The organism is Pseudomonas putida, from assembly GCF_028682635.1.
GTDB classification, from domain to species: Bacteria; Pseudomonadota; Gammaproteobacteria; order Pseudomonadales; family Pseudomonadaceae; genus Aquipseudomonas; species Aquipseudomonas putida_AE.
Window position 1 is genome coordinate 91,017 of sequence record NZ_JANHLK010000006.1, and the last position, 21,417, is coordinate 112,433.

A 21,417-nucleotide genomic window follows, 5' to 3' on the forward strand; every position below is an offset into this window, starting at 1 on the left:
GATTTTGCTAAATTTTTTTCCGGCAAAGACCGGCTTTTTTTGAACCGATTTACCTGAGTTTTTTGTTGTTCAAAATTGAGTGGTCGCCACCAATGCCCATAAATCTTGCTTCCCGGAGATATTAGGTGCGGGATAGCTCGGCTATCGTGGCTGTGCGTAAAGTACAGCTATTTCCCAGGAACGCTGATTCTCACCATGCGGTCACCCTCCCAGCAAAAATCAATACCGTCAAAAACGACTCGTCGCAAATGCCCAATGATATGATCTGCTTTTGGTTCTCCGTAAGCGGTGATAACCATGTTGACTGAAGAGCTCCAATCTATACCTTTCTCAGTAACAACGTTTGCGGTGGAGAATTTTTTGTAGCCGGACGCTTTGTTGTAAAAATGAATGGCAACAGCTTTTTTGTCTTTGTGTGTATAAGGTATTTGTATTCCGTCATATGTGTAGTTTTTGAAATAAACATCATCAAGGTTCGGCCCGTTCTGGCCTATTATAAGTTCTAAATCTATATCTTTTTGGTATGCTCCGATTTGAACTCTCCCTATGCCTTTGTTCGCAACAATAAAAGGATCTGAAGGAACTCCAATGCTTACCAGTCGATCGCTTTCCCAGCGAAAGTCAATGCCGTCGAAAACAATTCTTCGCCGGTTTTCGTCAATATAATCTCTTATTGGCTTGCCATAAGCTCTAATTATAATGTCTGCTGTTGAGTTCCAGTCAATATGTTTGTCGGTTATGAAAGGGGCTGTGGAAAATTTTTCATAGCCGTGCGGTTTGTTGAGAAAAAATATGGCTTGTACTTTTTTCTCTTTGTTTGAGTAACTTATTTGAATTCCACTTCCTATGTAATTCTTGAAATAGACGCTTTTGTATGTATCGCAAAGCTCGCCCTCTCCGAGAATGTTCTCAACTGTTTTTTCTTTTGCTCCAACCTGGATTACCCCTAAGCCCTTTTTTGCAGTGATTGAATTTTTTGAGTTGAGTTGTTGTTTTTTTTGGAAGAAGAGAAATAAATATTTTCTAGTTTTTTCTAAAAGTTCGCTTGGTTTCATGGGGCGTACTCTCGATTCTTATGAACCATGTTGATGTACTGAATCAAATCTATCAGTCCCGACAGTAGGCTAAGAGTAGTTGCTCAATACAGACTCATCCACCCTATATAGGCTTTCGGTCCAGAGCGTATGAAAGCGCACCCGTGGGGGTGTTTCAGATGAGGGTTTTGGAAATGAGAATCAACCTGAGGCCGAGTTTTTCAATAAGGGTCGGGGGATTTACTGACCAATCGTCGAGGAGACGGGTATTTGTGCGACGTCAAGGCACTTTGCCTTTACCTTGCAACGAGTGCTGGATATTGTGACATCCATCAAACTCCAAGCAGACCGCTGTTTCCCAAGGATGGCATCTCGAGTGCTCCGAGAAATCGGCAGCGCCCCTACAAAGCCTCTCTTGTTATCGCGGCCAGCTGAAGCTGAGCATTGGCTTTGTCGTGCCCAGAAAAACTCATCAGGCAGTTGCCCCAAAAATTAGCGGTGATCGACGTGAACTCAGGCCCTGAAGCATTGGCTATCCAGCGGTATGAACTTGTTCTGCAATGGATACTGGAACTGGTCCCCGCAGACGGGACGGCCGTTGGCAACAAGTCACTCAGAGACCGGATCGATCGGCGAGCTGAGCTTCAGAATTTTACCGTCTCTGAGGAAGAGTACTGGAGCCTTCGCGACGAGCTCATTACCCAGGGGCTACTCAATAAAGGCGGCGGCCGGGGTGGGTCGGTTTATCGGTTCGATACCGAGTCCAATGGGCGTTCAAAGTCCATTGATCCAGCGCCTCTTACCGATTGGGATGACCTTGATACACCCCCAAGCGAGATACCGGAAAGCCTGGAGAAGCTGAGAAGCAGGCTTCTCGACCTCAGCGCCCGCAATCGGCTGCTGAACTTTTCACATGCACGCTCCAAACGTTTCGTACGGATTATTGATGAGTTGCCGGATCACCTGTTCGATACCTTGGCAGATGAAAAATCCATGCGATTTGCTGCTGTGCCTGAACCAACGGAAAGGCAGCTTCTTACCCATGGCTTTTTAAAGCTGGACGAAAAGACAGGCGCAGTTGTTGAGTTAAAGAAACAGCCTACGGCAGACGTCTGGGCGCAGATCCTGGGTATGGCGACCAGCTATGAGCTACCACTGCCTCCTGAAAGCGGGCAAACCGGTAAGCATTCTGACGACGCGATTCAGACGCTCTATTACCCCGCGGAGATGGAGTCGCGGCTACAGATTCTGTATACCCAGTCACGATCAGCTCTCGAGGAAACGGGGGCGAACATTCTTTATCTTGCGCTCGGGTTCCTGGAGTGGGATGACTCGGTCGCAGGTAAAGACAGCAGCCGACTGGCGCCGCTGATGTTGGTACCAGTAAACCTGGAGAAAGGTAAGCTCAATCCTCAAACCGCGACATTCGAATACCGCGTACATCCTACTGGCGAAGACATTCTTACCAACCTGTCATTGCGGGAAAAGCTTCGCGTTGATTTTGGGATCGCACTTCCGCGGATCACCGACGACAGCACGCCTGAGGAATACTTCGAACGCATTGTTGAAACGGTGCTGAAGGTCAAGCCTGACTGGAAAGTTCATCGTTATGCCTCGCTTGGCTTGTTCGAGTTTGGCAAGTTGATGATGTATCTCGACCTTGATCCAGGCCGTTGGAAAGACCAATCATTGCTGGATCATGGTCTGGTTAAACGGCTTACGGGAATGGACGGTTTGCCGGCCGATTCGTCAGGAAAACAAGGCGCATTTTGTGTCGAGCATTCAATCGACGACATTGATCAGGTTCACCTACAGTTTCCTCTAATAGATGACGCTGACAGTTCTCAGCACAGCGCATTGATAGACGTGATTCGCGGGGATGACCTTGTGATCGAGGGGCCGCCCGGTACCGGTAAGTCTCAGACCATCACCAACATGATTGCTGCGGCGCTGGCCCAAGGCAAAAAAGTGTTGTTCGTTGCGGAGAAGCGCGCAGCGCTTGAGGTGGTCAAGACTCGACTGACAAGAGCAGGCTTGGGCGATTTTTGTCTGGAGTTGCATAGCCATAAGAGTCAAAAGAGCGCTGTTATCGACAGCATCCGGCAGCGGATTCAGAACAGCGGTGGCTTTCGCTCGCCCAAGCAGCTGACGGATCTCATTGCCAACTATGAGCGATTGAAGCAGCAACTCAACAAGCACGTGCATCACTTGCATGCCCAATTCGAAGAGTCGGGGATGAGTGTTCACGAAGTGCTAATGCAGGCAACTCGTTTGCGTGAGGCATTGTCGATTAAACCTGCCGATATGCACCCACAGTCGGAGGCGCGAATCGATAGAACGCATTTGCAGGAGCAGGCCGGCTTTTATGCACACATCTATCGCAAGACGGCTGAGGAAGCTGGTCACACTGGCAAACTTGAAACGCACCCATGGTTTGGTAGCACAAAAACTCGCGTGACTGGCGCTGAGCGCTCCGCACTTCTAGAAAACCTCTCCCAGGCTCAGCAGGCGCTCAATCGTCTAGCCGCGTTCCGCCCTCAATTAGCAGAACAGCTGCAGGTATCTGTTCTGGAAACCTACAGCCCAGATCAGCTGCGAGGCTTAGCAGCTTCAATTCCGGTACTGGCATTACCTAAAGGTGATGAGGACTGGGATCTGTTGGGACGACTGGATATCGAGTCCTGTGAGGCATTGAAACTGTGGCTGCAAGGTATGGACTCCTTGTTGGACGAACAAGGCGTACTAGCTCGATCGTTGCGCGCGGATGTCATTGGCTCTGGGCAAGCGATAGCCTCTATCAAAAAAGCCTGTGCGGCCATACGTCTGCATAACGGCGATGAGGCCCTATCCCTCAATGCCTTGCTGGAAGTGATCGAAGAGGCTGAGGAGTTATTGGAACTGGCCCCACGCGTTCAAATGCTAATTCGGCTGTTAGCGGAGGGGGCTGCGGTTCAAGGCTTACGAAGCGATTTTATCGGTATTGAGCAAGTAGTGCTCTTTCTGCAAATGCTTGCGGCGATGCCTGAGGATTTGGCATCTCTTCGCCATAAACGCTTCGAAGACGAGGCCTTGGACAGTTTGCTCGTAGAGTTGGACAATGACATCCCTGTCATCAGGCAGTTGCAGGAGCTGGCTGCGAACCATTTCACTCTGGATCGATTGCCTGGTCATACGCGACTGGAAGACTTGAGTCGGGTTCTGGCAGATAAATCACTTTTTCGTTGGTTCAAGGGGCAATGGCGCTCTGCTAAAGCCGAAATCTTGGCTATGGCGCGACCAGGGCTCAAGTTGAACTCGCTTCTGGCGGTCTTGCCAGATGTCATCGCTTATCTGAAAAAACACAGTCAACTGAATGAAAGCAAAGTGCTCACCGAAAAGCTGGGTGAACACTTCCAAGGGCTTGATACTCCGATCGACGCACTCAAGCGTTTGCGGGGTTGGTACAAGTTCCTGCGTGCAGAATGCGGACGAGGGTTCGGTGCAAAAGTATGGGTTGCGGAGTACCTGCTTAAGGCAGATGGGGCACTACTGGCCGGCATTTCAAGCGATAGCGCAGAGCTCGAGCCCTATTTGTTGGATGTTCTGGAGCATCGACTGGACCTGGAAGAACTGTTGCCCTTTGACAGTCATGATTTGCGTTCGGAAGATTTGCTCGCTCCAGAGGGCCTGTATGCTCGCCTTATCAACGACATCGGAACCGCGCTACGTTCTTTGTTACCCGTAATCAGCGAAGAGAAGCCCACGATGGGGCAATTGCTGCAGCTGATTCAGACGGTGGAAAGTTGGCAGGCCCGCTCGGCAGCACTGCAAAGCGACTCGGTGCTACAAACCTGTTTGCTGGGCGAAGAGCTTCCTCGGATAGACAATCTTTCAGCTGCCCGACCTCGCTTGACGACTTGGCGGCATACCGTTGCCTTCGTTCAGCCCATTTTGGCGTTGCCGATTCGAGATCTTCTTATTCCGCAGTTGACCGCGTGTACGCCAAAAGAAGCCGAGGCGCTGATTCTCCATTGGCATCAAGAAGGTGCGGCACTCGCGCCAGCTGTAGAGGCCTGGGAGCAGTCTTTGGAAGCTTTTTTCCACGGTGCTGCGGTTATTGCCGGTCAGTGGTGGCAGTCTATTGAGAAAGCAGATTTCGAGCCCATGGTCAGCCGTCTGGCCTGGGCGGCTCAGAACCCCGATTTGCTCGACCATTGGTTCGAGTACCGCCGTTTACGTTCGCACTTGGTTGAGCTGGGGTTCGAGACTGTCGTAGAAGCAATCGAAACGCAGAACCTGGTTTCTGAGCGCTGCATCGATGCCTGTCTGCTGGGGCTTCTTGATAGTTGGGCCTTGCAAATCCTTGAGCTTAATCCCGCACTGGGGCAGTTTTCGGGCAAAGAACAGGAGGCCATTCGCTCTCGGTTCGCTGATATCGATGAGCAGCTCAAGCATCTTCAACGTGAGCAGGTTTCGTCACGTATCAGTCAGAACAAAATTCCTGTCGGAAATAGTCATGGTGCGGTCAGAGACTTTACACAATTGGCCTTGCTGCAGCGCGAAGCTGAGAAAAAGACACGGCATGTCCCGATCCGTAGCCTGATGAACCGTGCAGCTGAAGCGCTGCAAGGCCTCAAACCCTGCTTCATGATGTCGCCAATGGCTGTCGCTCAATACTTGCCGGCAGGGCACGTCGAGTTCGATTTGGTCGTAATGGATGAAGCATCCCAAATGCGCCCGGAAGAAGCATTGGGTAGCATCGCACGGGGTAAACAGCTAGTGGTCGTGGGTGACCCGAAACAGCTGCCGCCGACGAACTTTTTTTCCCGCAATGGTGGCGATTCGGATACCGATGAAGTTGATGTTTCATTGGCCGAGGACTCGGAAAGCATTTTGGAAGCCGCCATGCCGCTGTTCAAACTGCGACGTCTGCGTTGGCACTACCGTTCCCGTCACGAGAGCCTGATTGCCTTCTCCAACAAAGCCTTCTATGAAAGCAATCTGGTGGTGTACCCATCACCACACCGTGAGTCGGCAGAGTTCGGCGTCAAGTTTGTCAGAGTGCCCCGCGGGCGTTTTGTCGAACAACGCAACATTGAAGAGGCCGAGGTTGTTGCCAAGGCCATCGAGCATCACGTTATTCACCGCCCCGATGAGTCGTTGGGCGTGGTGGCCATGAACGTCAAACAGGCTGATCAAATCGAGCGGATGCTTGAGCAGCTGGCCAAACAAAGCCCACAGCTACAAGTCGCATTGGACCGTAATCAAAGTCAGGATGAGCCGCTGTTCATCAAGAACCTGGAAAACGTCCAGGGTGACGAGCGAGATGTTATTTACATCTCCGGCACCTACGGCCCTATGGAAGTGGGCGGTACCGTTCCTCAGCGCTTCGGCCCCATTAACGGTGCCAGCGGATGGCGACGTTTAAACGTGCTGTATACCCGCTCCAAGAAGCGTATGCAGGTGTTCTCCTCGTTTAGCTCGACCGATGTAGTGGTGACTGGTACTTCCAGCAGAGGAGTGCAGGCACTGCGTGATTTTCTGCATTTCGCTGAGTCTGGGCGCATGCCGCATGTCAAGGAATCCGAGCGTGCTCCCGACAGTGATTTTGAAGTGGCAGTCATTGAGATGCTGTCTCGCCATGGCTATCAATGTGAACCGCAGGTCGGTGTCGCAGGTTTCTTCATCGATCTGGCCGTGCGTGATCCAGGACAGCCCGGCCGCTACCTCATGGGGATTGAATGCGACGGAGCGGCCTATCATTCGGCTAAGTCAGCGCGTGACCGTGATCGTCTCCGTCAAAGCGTGTTGGAGCAATTGGGCTGGAATATTCGGCGCATCTGGTCCGTGGATTGGTTCCGTAATGCCCGTGTGCAAATCGAACCCATCCTTCAAGAGCTTGCGCGGTTACGAACTGAGCCGGTCGAAGAGGCCGAAGAGCTGATTGAGAAGCCTGAAGAGCTGGCAATCCAGCAGGTAGCCGACGAGCAAAACGAGCATGCCGAGCGCATCACCGTAGACGGTAGCCATAGCCTGCGTGAAAAGCTTATCTGGTTGGACCAGAAGGTGATTCGCCCTGAGCTGCCTCACATACCGGATAATCAGCGTTTGCTTCGCTCCGCCATGGTGGAAGCCTTGCTGGAGTTCATGCCAGAGGATCGGGCCGAGTTTCAACAGCTGATCCCTGGTTATCTGCGTACGGGAACCAATCCGGTGGAAGGCAAATACATTGATGACGTGCTCACCTTGATTAGTGAGCACGAATAATTTGAAGTCCCAGCAACGCGGGGGGCGCTGGAGTAGTAAATGACGGATATCCCCACCCTTCGCGAGGCACTCCTCGCGGTGGTGCCTGCCGATGGCAATACCATTGGCAACCAATCACTTCTAGAGCGTCTGCATGGACAGTTTCCGCTGCCGACCGAGGAGAAGTTTTGGATTGTTCGCGATGGGTTGATCGAAGAAGGTGGACCACGATCGCAATGCGGGACGTTCAATCTCTTATGTCCTTACGGCAGCGTCCATGATCTTCCAAGTCGAGACATGATCAACTGGACTGTAAGGCGGTAGTAATAACGTGTTGCTTCACTGTGGTTTTCCACGTAGTGGCTCAGAAACCATGCCAGATGTTTTTGCTGCCACGTCCACGGATTGTCTCGTTGCCAGCGATCGCTAATGGCTGCCTGGATGATCTTCGCTTGTCGAAGATGCCGAAGGCGGGTGGTGTGCGAGCCGACCAAAATTCCATTAAGGAACAGCTTCATGTCGAATGGTTTGCTCATCTCCTGCCCCCTATGTAGGCAGAGACCACATCGATCCTGCCATGCCCCAATTCGTGGCTGATTTGTTGACGAGCTTTTTTATCGAGGGCTCGGTCTTGTTGGTAGCCATCGCCACCATTGATTGGGGCTAGATAACCGGTGATTCGTTCATAGCGTTCACAGGCATAGACCGCGCGCAGTTCGTGAAAACCCTTAAGGTTAAGGTTATGCAGGATGTCCCTCGCTGGACGTACCGTTTGCCATGTGAACTGTGCGTAGCTTTCATTACGTGCCAGCAGGTTACGGCTGCCGATGGGGGAGGCGTCGTGAGCAATCTGCAGCGCCGTTCTGACTTGTTCAGTCACCGCAATCCAGCGTGGTGCGGAAGCACCGGATCGACCGCCTTTGGTGCCGTCCTGAATGTTGATCCGACCAAACCTTTCCGCCTCACGTTGCAGTCTCGGCAGGTTGGCTAGTATCGCTTCACGAAGGCGCATGCCGGTTTCACGAGCCAAGTGCACGATGGCGCAGGCACGGTGTAGCTGTTTATCGCTGAGCGCCTGAGTAATGCGCTCAATGTGCTGCCGATCCTGCCCTTGTGGCGCGACGGTGCGGATCGTCGAGCGCTGCCGCCCTAATGCCTGGCTCGGGCTCGGGACTTTCACATGCTGATCACCGCGCAGCGCCGCCAGTGTTCGGTTGACGCTGGACAACCGGTTTTGCGCGGTGGCGATGCGGAGGTCGCCGTGGTCGATTTGCTGGCGAAGGTACTGGACATAGTTGAGTAGCGTCTGCCGATCGATTTGCCGCGCATCGTTGTAGCCAGGGCCTTGCTCGGAACGGCACCACTTAACGAACGCCAGCCAACGATCACTGTGGGCTTTGACCGTGGCGAAATGGCCGCCGCCGAACAGATCCTTGAGCGCCTGCGGACCGGCGTAGCTCAGTTGGCGTCCATAACCAAAGTTGCGACCGTCACGCCTGCCGATCAGGGCCATCTTGGAACTCCTTCTCATGTTGGAGCAGGTAAGCCAGCAGCTCGCGCCAGTGGCAGCTCACGAGGTGTAGTTGGCCCCAGTCACTGGGACGAAAACACAGTCGGTTGTCCAAGCAGAACAACTTGGCACCTTCCTGGTGTAGGCGCTCAACCAGATCGCTGATGTGTGAGTTGTTCCCTTGGTTTTTGGCGACAGCGGCGACAGTGGCGACAAGCCCCGTGGTACCTGGCGTGGAGCGTGGCGACAAAGTGGCGACAGTGGTGGCGACAAGTTGTAAATGATGAGCGTTTTTCGCCTGGTCGCGCCGGTTGCGTAGGGCTTCATTGAGTCGAAACATGGCGCACCTCGAAGTGGTGTCCGTCGGTGCCCAGCCATTGATGAGTGATCAACTCGACCAGCAGGGCCAACGTGTGATGGCTGCTTTTGCGGGCGAAGCGCGGGCCGTTGCGCAACAGATCTCGAACCGTGAAACGGCACCACTGTTTTTCCTGCAGCCAACGCAGCAGCCGATCGGCTTCTTCCCGCTGGGTGTTGATCGGTTCCTGCTCGGTCAGCCGTTGGATCTCGGTCAGGTAGTAATCCATCAGCGAGGAAGCGCGCTGGATGTGGGTGACCTCGATCAAGTCGCTGTCTTCCAGTACCGCAAAGACGCCGGCGATCCGTAGCAGATTGTCCGCGGCCTTGGAGGCACTGGGGCGCACGTTGGCCAGTTCGTCGAACTCGCCCAGTTGGGTTTCGATAGTGTCGTGCAGGTTGATCCAGGTTTGCCGGGCCAAGCTTCTCAGGGGCAGGGCTTTGGGGTGTAACGCGCCATCGCTGCCAATTGCCCAAGGACGTTGTAGCAGGTCGGTGATTCGTTGGGAGTAGCGTTTGAGGTTGATGTCTTGGGTGAGATCCACCGGCTGGTAAAAGCGCTGTCCGGCCAAGCTCTGTGGCCAGGTGATCAGGCAGCGGGCGAAGATGCCTTGGCCGTTGAGCAGCGGATCCTTGAGCAGTTGTCCCGCTAAATATGGTTGCAGCATTAGATGCAGGCTCAAGCGTCGGTCGTAGGCGCGTAGGCTTTCTCCGGCCATGGAGCGAGAGCGATCGATGGGGTTGCCGTCCCACAGCGAGGACAGAGTGGTCACGGCCTTGAGGCGGTTGTCCCGGCTCATAGTGCTGCTGCCGAGGAATTGGCCGCCCTCATCGCTGAACAGCCCCATGCTGGGCAGACCCAAGCACAGGCTTTTGGTCAGGGCTTCGATGGTCGGTTCGCTGCTGATCAGCCTTGGTGCTACGGGCTCTGGCTCTATCTGGATTGGCGTGTCGGTGTGGCCATCGATCGTTGCCATCTGCTTCTGAGATTGCGCAAGTGTGGCGCGATAGCGACTGAGTTTTTCGCGGTAGGCCTGCCATTGCAGGCGTTCCCATTCGCGGGCTGGCTGCAAGGCCAGCTTATCTACCGCCGTCTTGCGATCACCGGAAGCCGCAATAGTGAGCAGGTACAATGACAGCGGATAGACCCGGCCATCCAAATGCACATTGGCATGCCCCTGAGTGGCCAAGGCCGAGGTGGCCAGCACCGATTGCGCCGCCATGGCCTGCGGCACACCCATCACTTCGGCCATGCGCTCGACGGCCGGTCCCAGCAGATCACCGAGGGCAGCCACCGGATAATCTAATGGCGTCGGGTTGGCCTCCAGCAAGGGTTGCGGCGGCAAGCTCCAAGTTGATTGCAGCATCATCTGTCTCCTGTTCAGCAGTTGTTTCCCTCACGCTCCCGCCATGGATGTTGAGTGTTATCAGGGATAAAGGCCCCTGCGACCTGTGAGGGTGTTCACTGACGCGGAACGAACGGCTCTGTACGACCAAGAGCGCGGGCATTTCCCATGAATCTGGCCTCCTGAACGCATCCGAGGATGCGGGCGGGTGGAGGCTGCACCGGCTGACGGGTCCGGTGCCACGAGATCATGGGCGGGAGGAGGGCATCATCGTTGCAAACGCGGCATGCCTGACTGTCAGTCAGGTGCAGCCTGTCCTGTGCTGCGGCACCGTCGCCAGCGTAAATGCGAGACGTGTCGAATCGGTTTTGTCACGCCGATTGTCACGCGGTGAAGTGCCGCAAAGCCCGATCAGACGTGGGCTGCAGCAGTGTGATGAGCGCCCGTCTCTTTCCAGAAGAAAGAGACGGGCGCAGTCTGGCGCAGCGAGGTGGGCCAAGGGAGGAGGTTGCTGCAGAGCAGAAGTGACGAAGCAGGCAGTCTGCGGCACAGACACACAGGAGGGGTAGGCATCCATCACAAGGGGATTGTGACCGTGCGAGCCACCGGACGCTGATCGCACTTAGGATTGAACCACCACTGTGTGGCGTAGCCTCGAAGGTTCGGGCTACCTGGGCTGGTGCTGTCAACGACAGCGATCCATGCGCCAGTATCTACGCCTGTGAATAAAGTCGGTCAAGCCTTTAACCGACGCCGGCGACAAAAGTGGCGACTGTCGCCACATGTGTCGCCAACCTCAAAGCCACGGCTGACGGGACTTGTCGCCAGTGTCGCCGCTGTCGCCAGTATCCTTACCAATTAGCTGTTCGGCGGTAGGAGGAGTCGCATGTCAACCCACCGTCGTCGTTCCTATGAATCCCACGGAGATGCGACGCATGCATAGCGCTTGAATGTCGTGGTGATCTTCATATCGCGAGGCTAAATCTCCGGCAGGCGGCGTGAGCAAGCTCACTTGGCCGGAGCTTTTTGAGTAAAACGCGAAGGACCAGACGTGTGTCTGGTCCTTCGCCCCTCATGCTTCAAAACGGGTGGGTGTGGGAGGCGGCGAAGATGATTTCAGATTGGCCGTGCGATGCGTGAACAAATGCCTGCGACTAGCCCATACCGATTCAGTTCCCTATACGCGATGCCCTGAAGGTAGCCTTCTGAATTAGCGAACGGTTTAGGCTGATTAACTTAGTAACTGAGACAGCAAGCTGTTCGGCTTCTTCAAACCGAACAGCGTATCTTTCCTCTTCTTTGTCCGTTCCTCCGCAGACTTTCGGATGCGTTTGAAGAGCTCGCTCCCAAATCGCTGAATCATTGGTGTATTAAGGTTAGGGTCAAACCAATGGAATGCGCGAATGTCGGCGATATCAGTAGTCAGCTCACCCCACCGCCAGAAATCTAAGGGGTCTGACGAGCTGACTGCTTGAATCGACCAAGTTTTCGCCCAAGTGTTGCGGTTGTAAGCAAAGCGGGCGTGTTCGGCGACTTGGCCTAAGAATCCAGGGCCCCAGTTACGAGCAAGGAGGGGGGATGATCCAGTCTCGTCGTTCCGCAATCCTTCGACCATCAACGCCCGCGCGACGCGACCAGGAATGCCGGACTCTACTTCGCGTTGGATCCAGTTGAAAAGCCAGCGTGCGTGCCCTGCCGCTTCCGCAGCAAAAACCAAGGCCTCAAGGTCAGCATCTGTCGCTGCGCTATCAAAAGCCCTTTCCTTCAGCGCTGATAGGGCCTCGGCATCGCGTCCGGCAAACAAGGCTGTTATTTGTTGTGGAATGCGGGCATCCCCCACCACAATTGTGACGGGGCTTTGTGCGTCCTTGACATGGATTAGCAAAGCCGCAGCGGAATCAGGGTTAGTATCGGCCAACGCTTCCGAAAGACCCAAAGCGAAATTGCGGATAGTTGACAGCCGCTTCTGATCGGTCTCCGCGAGAATGCGACCGACCCAAGCAGCAGTATTTTCGGGAGCTAGCGACGCCAACCTCTTCAGAGCAACTAAGTCTGGTTCGCGAGCGAGTGCTTGCGCCCTCTCAATCTCTAGCCGTCGGAGATATGCGTCAGATTCTTCACGAAGCGCTTTTTGTCGGTTGGTGTACTCGTCAATACCCTGCCTAGGTCCCTCAGATTCGGTCGCAAGGTTTCGTAGCGCGTCGAGCCCCTGTTCGCGATCCTCATCCGCACGATCTTCCACATACCGACAGGTCTCTTGACCGCTTCGACCAACCTCAAGGAACAATCGACCGAGTTCTGGTTCCGGGGTTTGAATAGGGAGGAGAAGGCGCTCGATTGTCAGATCCATCTCAGTTACCAACCGGTCATCGAGGGCTCCACCAAGCTGTTCAGCCGCGAAGCCAACAAAGCCTGGGGCGATCAAGGCTGTGTCGCCATGACGTTCGAGTGAAACGATCGCGGCGGCCACGGCTCGTGCGCGCCAGAAGGCCTCTTCGCCTGCTTCCATGCAGAAGTCGCCTTGTTGTGCAGCAGCAATGATCCGTTCGTCGAGCACTGTGTCTCGGGCAACATAAGCAACTTCGGATGCGTAGGTAACGACGAGAGGATCGTCGTGCGTTAGAGCTCCACCCAATATGTCACGGCTCTGATTGGTCAGTGCTGAGCAATGAGCCGAGGCGAAAAACAATACCCTCCTGAGACGAATCGGATCAGATTCTGTCTCGGATAAGGCTGTTTCGAGTTCGGCGGCATCGAGAGCCTTGAATACATCGCGGAACGTGTACCAGTCGCCGACCTCTGTTGGAAGATCAAGATACAGTTGGAGTTGTTCATTTGCCGGAAAATGCGGGAGAAGGCTTAGGAGAATAGAACCCGTTACATGGTTTTTATCAGCCTCGTCTATCAGTTCAGGTTGCAGCACCAGTCGCTTGTAGCCATTGAGGACAGAGGTAAGAGTCTGAGTGTCAAACAGTGGACTAACCCGTTGTAGCCGCCAGCTTAGCTGACGCAAAGAGAGCTGACTTCGTGTTTCCATCGTGCGCGCTGTGGTGCGCAGTAGTGGGATGATCGCATCAGCTTCGAATCTGGCCAGCCCGGCAGTGATCCAGTCCAATTCAAGGTCTTCTTGATTCTTGGAGAACTGACTCCATACATTCGCTGGAGCTATCGCGTTGGCTGCTTGGATTGCATTGCCGAGGTTCGACGGGCGGGCTGACGAAGGGTCGAATGGATCTGTGGCGCAGTAGTTCTCGACGCGACGCCGTCGCTCGCCTAGCAGACGAGGGCTCAATCGATCTGCTTCCTCAGAAGAGGCAACTGTGCCAAGGACGCGCAGCGCAATCGCAGCAGCCTTCCGACTTACGTCAGAGTGTGGTGCGTTAAGCAGGGTCTCGATAGCGGCGCGTAAATTGCGTTCGAAAGCAGGGAAGTCATTTCTGTTCAGTCGAACAGCCCAGCTTAGTTCAGCCTCGGCGCGCTGAAAATCTCCGGTGAGCGACCAGGCGAAGGCCCAACCCAAGACACCTTCGGCAAAAGCCACTTGAGGCCGGCCCGCCATCAGAAGTGCCGCTGGAAAGTCCAACTGCATGGCCTCGGGTGCATCCACCTCCTCGCAAGACCTTGCAAGAAAGTCTTTTTCGACAGGCGTTAGGTGATTGAGCTTGTCTGAGATCCGCGCCGCATGTTCATGGAGGCGAGAGTCCTCTCCTTCGTTCCGAGCGCCCATTCGTCGTGGAGTTCGTGACCAGCGCGCGAGCCACCTCCCAATACGAGGCTCCACTTTCAATTCGACTCGTGGACGGTCTCTAGAGTTAAGAATCGCCCCGATTAACCACTGGCGTCGCCGAGCGTTTGTGTGCTCGTCAAAGCTGGCTTCGGTGGCGTCCAGCACCCCTTCAGGGCTGGCGATGGCATAGGCGGTAAGCGAGTCATATGCAGAGTCCGGAATATTTTGAAGATCTAGCCAGGCTGAGATCAGCGCCGCACGAGCCTTGGGCGGATAGTTCTCCTCGAAGCATGCGATTCCTGCGGCAGAGCGTAATGCCTCGCCTACGAGATCAAATCCTTGAACTTCCTCGACGATGCTATCAATCACCTCGGCTGGATTACGGCCCGATTTGCGAAGTTCGTCCTGCAACTCGCGAGCGACCAATAGGCCCAAGGCGAAAGGGACCGTGTCGGGCTTGAACTCGTAGAATCCTTCCTGATCTTCAACGACCCTAAGAAACGCGCCCTCTTCGATATCCGTTAGGTCGTGCTCGACTGAACGCCCATCGCCACGCTTAGCTGCTCCAGAATGTTCGCGCCAATCGTCGCGGTCGAATTGAATCCCTGGGTCTTCGAGAAGAGCTTTGGCATGAGATCTGAGCAACTTGTCGAAATCGCGAATGTTGTGAGCTATCAGATCCCCGCGTTCTTCGAGGCGTCGCCTCCAGTATTCCAGTAGCAGCCGTTCGATGGTGAGTTCATCGACCTGCGCTGAAAGGCGGTCCAGCAGATCGAGAGCAACCGAGCAAATGCGTGGATTGCGTATGAAAGTGCGTACACGCTCCGGGATGGTCTCGATGCAGATACCTCTCTGTAGCAGAAGTTCGTCTAGCTCCTCCGGCTTGTAGTCTCCGACCTTGACCGGCGTGACTGCGACGCCTGCCAGGCGTGGTGCAACTTCGCGATCCCAGAACCGCTCACGGCAGGTCAGGAGTAGGCGACCACCAAGCTTGTTTACCTCAGGGGTAAGCTTCACGATGGTATCGGCCCATGGCATGCCGCTTCTCTCGTTTAGTCCGTCGAGGACCACCAGGAAACGGAATTTTCCGGCTACTTGAATAGGTGGGTGATCTTGCCAGCGGTGTAACCGTCGTAGCCAACGCTTAGACTCCTCGCCCAGATCGCCCCCACTCTGTACGGCAATTAGCTTAGCTAAGGTCTTCAGCGGCTCCTTCGGTTCGATCAAATCAGCGACCTGCGTGCCGCCGATGACTAGGATGGGCTGGTCTGACGTTGTCACCCACCAGCGTGCGGCTAGCCAAGATTTTCCAGCGCCCTCCGGCCCAAGAATGGCGACGCACCCCGGTGCCTGCTGTATGGTTGAAAGAGCTGTATCTAGCGCCGATTCAATGGAGGGGCGAACAATGGCGGGGCGGCTGCGATCTAAAACTGTCAGGTATTGACCGAACGCCTGCTGCGAGGCAATGCGCTCCGAAAAGACCTGCTCACACCAAACTCGGTTCGCCTCTGCAAGTGCTGCGAGGCCAGAATATCCGGCGCTTGCATCTTTTTTTAGCTGATCACGAGCAAAAGCGAAGGCTGCGTCGGCCGCAACGTTCGCAAGTGCCGCATCAATCTTTGACGCAGTCGCAGACAACGTATGCTGTTCACACCATTGTGCGACCTTCGTTCGACTGGCTGCTAGAAGAACTGCCAATCGTGGGAGCGGCGTCTCCGTCCAGTCCAGCATTAGAAGACTGATGCCGCGATCTTCCAGCATTTGTTCGAGCTTTATAAGGACCCCGTCGCCCATTTCCGAAGTTGCACAAAGAGCCCAAAGGTCGACGTCGGAGGCGAGTTCATGCGCCGCAATCCAAATCTTTCCTGCAATGTCCTCAAGTCTGAGCGAATCTCGGTAGCGTTTTGCTTCCATCGCTATTGCGAAGTGAGCGCGAGGGGTCGTGGCGTCACGTCCAAACTGCGAGCCGCTCTTTGCGAGCCGGAATGTCAGCTTGGTCAAATCAGCGAGAGCGGTGGCGATAAGTCCTTCGAACCCACCAGGGCCGGCTGGCTGCAGCTCCAAGAGTTGATTACGTAAATCAACCAAAGATGCGTGAAGGTCTTTGCCGTTGATAGGTGATTGAGTCACGAGTCGTCTCGTCGTTGGTTGGGGAAACCCCATGGCTACTGAAGGGGGGCACACCGTTGTCAAACGGCCTTGGCGGGCCACAGCTATTGAGATGTTATCAACGTCACCGCAAATGATTCAAAGGAGACTTGCCATCCTGTACCGCAAATCGGTTATCGCCAAGGCGATAGGCGTTGTTGCCCGCGTCAAAGGCATGACTGAGCCGGCCCGTAAGTCGGGACTTTCTCGAGAATTGCTTTATCGCTCATTTAGCGAAAAGGGAAACCCGACTTTGAAGACCATGCTGGCCGTGATGCACGCCATGAGCGTGGATATGACCGATCGAGCGCATGTAGGGTCGCGATGGCCTAGGCAGGTATGGACGTAGCGTACTGCGCCCACAGCTCCATCAGCTCTCGACGTTTATCGAAGAAATCAGAGCGGGAATACGCACTTTCTGTTTCATCTCGCTCATCATGAGCCAGCGCCAGCTCACAGATTTCTCGAGAAATATTGGTCTGCTCGCCCGCCCAGTCGCGGAAGGTTGAGCGAAAACCGTGGCGAGTGATGCTTTCATAGCCGAGACCGTGCAACAGATTACGGATACCGTTGGCGTGCATGACACCGCTTCGGCCGCGACCTGGAAACAAGTATGGGCTCTCGCGGCCGAGCCTCGGGAGATTCTTTAGCAGTGAGACGACCTCGGGGGCGAGTGGGATCGCGAAGGCCTGACGGGTCTTCATTCGTTCGTCGGGTAAAGACCAGCGGCCAGCCTCAAGGTCAAACTCATCCCAGCGTGCAAATCGGACCATGTGTGAGCGGGCGCCGGATAGGATCAGCAACTGAGTCGCGATAGAAACGTGGCTGGGATCCTTGTGCAGGATTTCCATGAGTTTTGGTAGGTCCTGCCATTTCAGTGCCGGGTGATGTTGGCGTTTGCGAGCTTTTTTCTTTTCGTGCCGACTGAGGAGATTTTCCAGATGACCGCGCCAGCGAGCAGGATTCTCTCCGGTCCTGAGGCCTCGTGCTCTTGCGGCGTCGAGTATTTGTTCGATTTGCCCTCGAACCTCATCAGCCGTCCGCGTCTTGCTTGACCAGAGTGGCTGTAAGGCCTTGATCAGATGTTTGGTCTCGATTTGGTCAGCTGATAGCGTCCCTATGGTAGGGAAAGCATAGAGCTCGAGTTTCCTCAGCCAACCCTTGCGCCATTTCTCCGACCAGCTTGATCCATGGGCGTCTCGGTAGTCAGTGGCCAGCTTCTCGAAGGTAATCAGCAGCGCCAGTTCCCGGCGTGCGGCTTCCCGCTGAGCGGCTTGTTCAGCCTGTCGTTTCGCGAGTGGATCAGTGCCATTAAGGATAAGCACTTTATTTTCATAGGCGGTTGCGCGGGCTTTTTTCAGGTTGAGCTGAGGGTAACTCCCCAGACCCATCTCCCTGCGTTTGCCATTCAATTGAAAACGAAGTACCCAGGTTTTTCGTCCTGAAGGTTTCACCAAAAGACGAAGCCCGTCACCGTCTTCGTACGTCCCAGCCTCAACCAAATTTTTGACTTGATTGGCGGTCAGTTTGCCCATTTTTTCGCCCTCTGTTCCCCCACTTGTTCCCCCACTTACGCGTGGAACGCCTCGGATCAAAACGGAAGTCACAGGAACGAAAATAGGCTGAAACCCTTGATCTAGCAAGGCTCTTGCGGTTTTCAGTAGATGAGAGTGGCTTTCAAAAAAGCATTAAAAAGCCGGCTTGTGGCCGGCTTCTCGGGGACTGGCTTGGTTCATTTTTGGTAAACCGCGCCAGCCTTCAAAACGTACACCCGGATCTTGCGTCCGGCTGTGGGACTTGGCGAGAAAGTCATCTGCCTTGTCGGTGCGATCAGGGCCGCTTGGCGGGGTGATGCGCAAATGTGGGGCGCAGCATACTGATTTTTTTGCAGAATTCCCAGTCTGGTGTGTGAGTTGGCGTTTCCTGGGGCTACAGGAACGGTAGCGGTGGTCGTCGTTTGTTCAGTGTCGACCACCAGAACACCCAGCCCAGTACGCGGATGTTCTGTTCTTCGATTTGCGCGGGGCGGAAGATTTCGTCGGGGTAATCGGCGCGGTTATGGCTGCGCATGCGCAAGGCATTGCCGGGCATTCGGTGCAGGTATTTGATGCGCAGCATGCCGTCGTGTTCGATGGCGTAGATTTCGCCGTCGACTATCTGGGTCAGGCCGCGGTCGATTGCCAGGGTGGAGCCGTCGTCGATTTTCTCGGCCATGCTGTTGCCGATCATGGCGGCGCCGATGGCATCGGCGTGGTTGATTTCCAGGGAGTCGAGGTGGCTGCGGGGCAGGCGCAGGCTTTGTCCGCGGTCTTCGATGACGTGGGTCTTTTTGGAGCCGGGGGCCGTGATCACTTCCTTGTAGAAGGGCAGTTCGATGTCGGTGGGCTCGACCACGGTGTAGACACCGCGGATGGCCTGGGCGTCGAAGGTGTGGCCGGTGTCGTCGACCAGGCGCAGGTGCCTGGCGTCTTTCGAGCCTTCGCCGGTTTTTAGCCAGTCGCTGTTGACCGAGAGTTTCCGGGCGACTTCTTCCATGCAATGGGCGGGGACGCCGCGGGTGTACCAGTTGTGTACATTTTGCGGAGCCGTATCCAGGAATTCGGCGAATCCTGTCGTCGTGATGTTCGCTGCTTCAAGGAGCGCTTTAAACCGTGGGCCGCTAGTGTTCTTTTTCATGAACGGGAGTCTACTGGCGCCCGCCGGGGCTTTGAATAAACGGCTCGTTCAAATTTCGAGGGAAATTTACGACTGGATGTGAGGCGCGTTGGGTAAAAAATAAACAGGAAAACCCGGCATTGCAGCGCGTTAAACGAATTGTTTAATACGCTTTACAGACGCGCAAAAAAAAACCCCGGATCAACCGGGGTTCTTCTTGAAGCGTGCGGCTTGAAGCCTGCAGCTGCTCTTAGCCTTTATAGGCAGCAACCGACTTGGTGATCGCTTCGCGGGCGGCGTCTGCGCCGGCCCAGCCTTCGATCTTGACCCATTTGCCTTTTTCGAGATCTTTGTAGTTCGCGAAGAAGTGCTCGATCTGCTGGATCAGCAGCGGCGGCAGGTCGGTGTATTCCTTCACGTCGACGTACAGCTGGGACAGCTTGTCGTGTGGAACCGCGATCACTTTGGCATCGCCGCCGCCATCGTCGGTCATGTTCAAGATGCCGACTGGACGCGCGCGGATCACCGAGCCTGGGGCAACCGGGTAAGGGGTTACGACCAGCACGTCGAGTGGGTCACCGTCGTCAGCCAGGGTGTTCGGGATGTAACCGTAGTTGGCCGGGTAGAACATTGGGGTGGCCATGAAACGGTCAACGAACAGGCAATCGCTGTCTTTGTCGATTTCGTATTTGATCGGCGCGTGGTTGGCCGGAATCTCGATCGCGACGTAGATGTCGTTCGGCAGGTCTTTGCCAGCCGGAATCTTGCTGTAGCTCATTGGGCGTTGCCCCCGTTAGTTGACCAGAAACACTTGGCCGGATTGACCAAAAAGTGGCGGCGATTATAGGCATATTCCTACGTCGACGCCACGTACCAGAGGTCGTGTAGACCTTAGTCGTGTGCCTGATAGACCGGGTTCTCGGCCAGAAGTTGCCGCAGCCTTGCCAGTGGGTCCTGGCGATAGAACAGCTTCAGTTGCTCATAGACCTGCGGATAAGCCTCATGCAGCAAATCCGGGGCACTGAAGAAGTATTCGCTGGTGACGGCGAAGAACTCGGCAGGGTTTTCCGCGGCATACGGATCAATGGCGGTCTCGGCGTCCGGATTGCGCTCCAGTTGACGGTCCAGATCGTCGTAGGCTTGCTGCATGACCCTGGCCCAGTCGCTCACCCGCATGTCCGAGTGCAGCGGTGGCAGGCCGTTGGCGTCGCCGTTGAGCATGTCGAGCTTGTGCGCGAGTTCGTGGATCACCAGGTTGTAGCCTTCCCAGCCGCCGCTGGCCATGACGCCCGGCCAGGCGAGGATGATCGGCCCTTGTTGCCAGGCTTCGCCGCTGTGCTCGCCGTCCCATTCGTGCTCGACGCCACTGGCGTCACGATGGCGCTGGGGGCTGAGGAAATCGTCGGGGTAGAGCACGATTTCGTGAAAACCCTGGTACCAGTTCAGGTCACCCAGGTGTAGCAACGGCAGTTGCGCCTGGGCGGCGAGCAGCAGGCGTTGTTCCTGATGCAGCTCGACACCGGGCAGGGCGGTCAGGTGTTTGTCTTGCAGGAACAGGACGCAGGCTTCGCGCAGCCACTGGTCTTCGGCGGCACTGATGCCATCGAGAAAACTCAGGTGATGGCGCACCCGTTGCCACATCTCGTCGGCGATCGGGTGCTTGGCCAGGGTACGCCGGCGTCGCCAGGCGCCAAGGGACCACATGCTGTCAGCGTGATGCGGTCTTGGAGTTCGAACCGCCAAGGCGGCTGCGCACAAGGCCAATGATCATCGGCACCAGCGACAGCAGGATGATGCCCACCACCAGCAGCGACAGGTTGGATTTGATGAACGGCACGTTGCCGAAGAAGTAACCCAGGGTGACCAGGCCACCGACCCAGAGAATCGTGCCCAGCACGCTGAAGGCAAAGAAGCGTGGGTAGGGCATTTTCGCGACGCCGGCGACGAAGGGGGCAAAGGTGCGGATGATCGGCAGGAAGCGCGCCAGGGTCACGGTTTTGCCGCCGTGCTTGTCGTAGAAGTCGTGGGTTTGCTGCAGGTAGTCGCGCCGGAAGATCTTCGAGTTCGGGTTGCTGAACAATCGCTCGCCGGCCGTTCGTCCGATGATGTAGTTGGTGCTGTCACCGAGGATGGCCGCGAGCATCAGCAGGCCGCCCAGCAACACCGGGTCCATGCCGCCACCGGCCGCAACGGCGCCGGCGATGAACAGCAGTGAATCGCCCGGCAGGAAGGGCATGACCACCAGCCCGGTTTCGCAGAAAATGACCAGAAACAGAATGGCGTAGATCCATGGCCCGTAGTTGGTGACCAGCAAATCGAGGTAGACATCGAGATGCAGGACGAGATCGAGCGGGTTAAAATCCATGGACGGCACCTGTGGTAACGGCCCGACTTGGCAGGCCTGCGGATGACTTC

12 protein-coding genes and 1 pseudogene are annotated in these 21,417 nt (G+C 55.4%); 2 read left to right on the forward strand and 11 right to left on the reverse strand.

The window, feature by feature from the left end:
* Nucleotides 1-167 precede the first annotated feature (167 nt).
* On the reverse strand, nucleotides 168-1,055 hold the full coding sequence (locus NPS56_RS09705; RefSeq protein ID WP_274074427.1) for a hypothetical protein: 888 nt from the start codon (nucleotides 1,053-1,055) through the stop codon (nucleotides 168-170).
* A gap of 423 nt (nucleotides 1,056-1,478) precedes the next feature.
* Between NPS56_RS09705 and hhe the strand changes: the two genes are divergently transcribed.
* Nucleotides 1,479-7,280: a DUF4011 domain-containing anti-phage protein Hhe gene (gene hhe, locus NPS56_RS09710; RefSeq protein ID WP_274074428.1), complete on the forward strand. Its 5,802-nt coding sequence runs from the start codon at nucleotides 1,479-1,481 to the stop codon at nucleotides 7,278-7,280.
* Nucleotides 7,281-7,522: 242 nt separating this feature from the next.
* Here hhe and NPS56_RS09715 read toward each other — a convergent pair whose 3' ends face one another.
* The 5 genes from NPS56_RS09715 to NPS56_RS09735 all read right to left on the reverse strand — a co-directional run bounded on the left by NPS56_RS09715 (nucleotide 7,523) and on the right by NPS56_RS09735 (nucleotide 16,329).
* Nucleotides 7,523-7,795 (reverse strand): hypothetical protein, encoded by a 273-nt coding sequence (locus NPS56_RS09715; RefSeq protein WP_274074429.1) that lies wholly within the window; start codon nucleotides 7,793-7,795, stop codon nucleotides 7,523-7,525.
* Nucleotides 7,792-8,772 carry an integrase domain-containing protein gene (locus tag NPS56_RS09720; RefSeq protein WP_274074430.1) on the reverse strand — a complete coding sequence of 327 codons (981 nt, stop codon included), beginning with the start codon at nucleotides 8,770-8,772 and terminating at the stop codon, nucleotides 7,792-7,794. Before NPS56_RS09720 ends, NPS56_RS09715 begins: the two co-directional genes overlap by 4 nt.
* Nucleotides 8,750-9,109 (reverse strand): hypothetical protein, encoded by a 360-nt coding sequence (locus NPS56_RS09725; protein ID WP_274074431.1) that lies wholly within the window; start codon nucleotides 9,107-9,109, stop codon nucleotides 8,750-8,752. Before NPS56_RS09725 ends, NPS56_RS09720 begins: the two co-directional genes overlap by 23 nt.
* Nucleotides 9,093-10,493 carry a YfjI family protein gene (locus NPS56_RS09730; protein WP_274074432.1) on the reverse strand — a complete coding sequence of 467 codons (1,401 nt, stop codon included), beginning with the start codon at nucleotides 10,491-10,493 and terminating at the stop codon, nucleotides 9,093-9,095. The genes NPS56_RS09725 and NPS56_RS09730 overlap by 17 nt, the downstream gene beginning before the upstream one ends.
* A gap of 1,210 nt (nucleotides 10,494-11,703) precedes the next feature.
* Complete coding sequence (locus NPS56_RS09735) at nucleotides 11,704-16,329, reverse strand: hypothetical protein (RefSeq protein ID WP_274074433.1); 4,626 nt, start codon at nucleotides 16,327-16,329, stop codon at nucleotides 11,704-11,706.
* A 154-nt stretch (nucleotides 16,330-16,483) separates the two neighbouring features.
* Here NPS56_RS09735 and NPS56_RS09740 point away from each other — a divergent pair.
* Nucleotides 16,484-16,696 (forward strand): annotated as a pseudogene (locus NPS56_RS09740) (addiction module antidote protein); the annotation flags it as partial.
* Here NPS56_RS09740 and NPS56_RS09745 read toward each other — a convergent pair.
* The 5 genes from NPS56_RS09745 to NPS56_RS09765 all read right to left on the reverse strand — a co-directional run bounded on the left by NPS56_RS09745 (nucleotide 16,677) and on the right by NPS56_RS09765 (nucleotide 21,367).
* The gene (locus NPS56_RS09745; protein ID WP_274074434.1) at nucleotides 16,677-17,882 is read right to left on the reverse strand and encodes a tyrosine-type recombinase/integrase; all 1,206 of its coding nucleotides are present in this window, start codon (nucleotides 17,880-17,882) and stop codon (nucleotides 16,677-16,679) included. The pseudogene NPS56_RS09740 and the gene NPS56_RS09745 overlap by 20 nt on opposite strands.
* A 394-nt stretch (nucleotides 17,883-18,276) precedes the next feature.
* Nucleotides 18,277-19,023 (reverse strand): S24 family peptidase, encoded by a 747-nt coding sequence (locus NPS56_RS09750; RefSeq protein WP_274074435.1) that lies wholly within the window; start codon nucleotides 19,021-19,023, stop codon nucleotides 18,277-18,279.
* 229 nt (nucleotides 19,024-19,252) lie between these two features.
* Nucleotides 19,253-19,780 (reverse strand): inorganic diphosphatase, encoded by a 528-nt coding sequence (ppa, locus tag NPS56_RS09755; RefSeq protein WP_003205933.1) that lies wholly within the window; start codon nucleotides 19,778-19,780, stop codon nucleotides 19,253-19,255.
* Between the two features lie 113 nt (nucleotides 19,781-19,893).
* Nucleotides 19,894-20,706 carry a zinc-dependent peptidase gene (locus tag NPS56_RS09760; RefSeq protein WP_274074436.1) on the reverse strand — a complete coding sequence of 271 codons (813 nt, stop codon included), beginning with the start codon at nucleotides 20,704-20,706 and terminating at the stop codon, nucleotides 19,894-19,896.
* Nucleotides 20,707-20,710: 4 nt separating this feature from the next.
* The gene (locus NPS56_RS09765) at nucleotides 20,711-21,367 is read right to left on the reverse strand and encodes a DedA family protein (protein ID WP_274074437.1); all 657 of its coding nucleotides are present in this window, start codon (nucleotides 21,365-21,367) and stop codon (nucleotides 20,711-20,713) included.
* Between the last annotated feature and the right edge of the window lie 50 nt (nucleotides 21,368-21,417).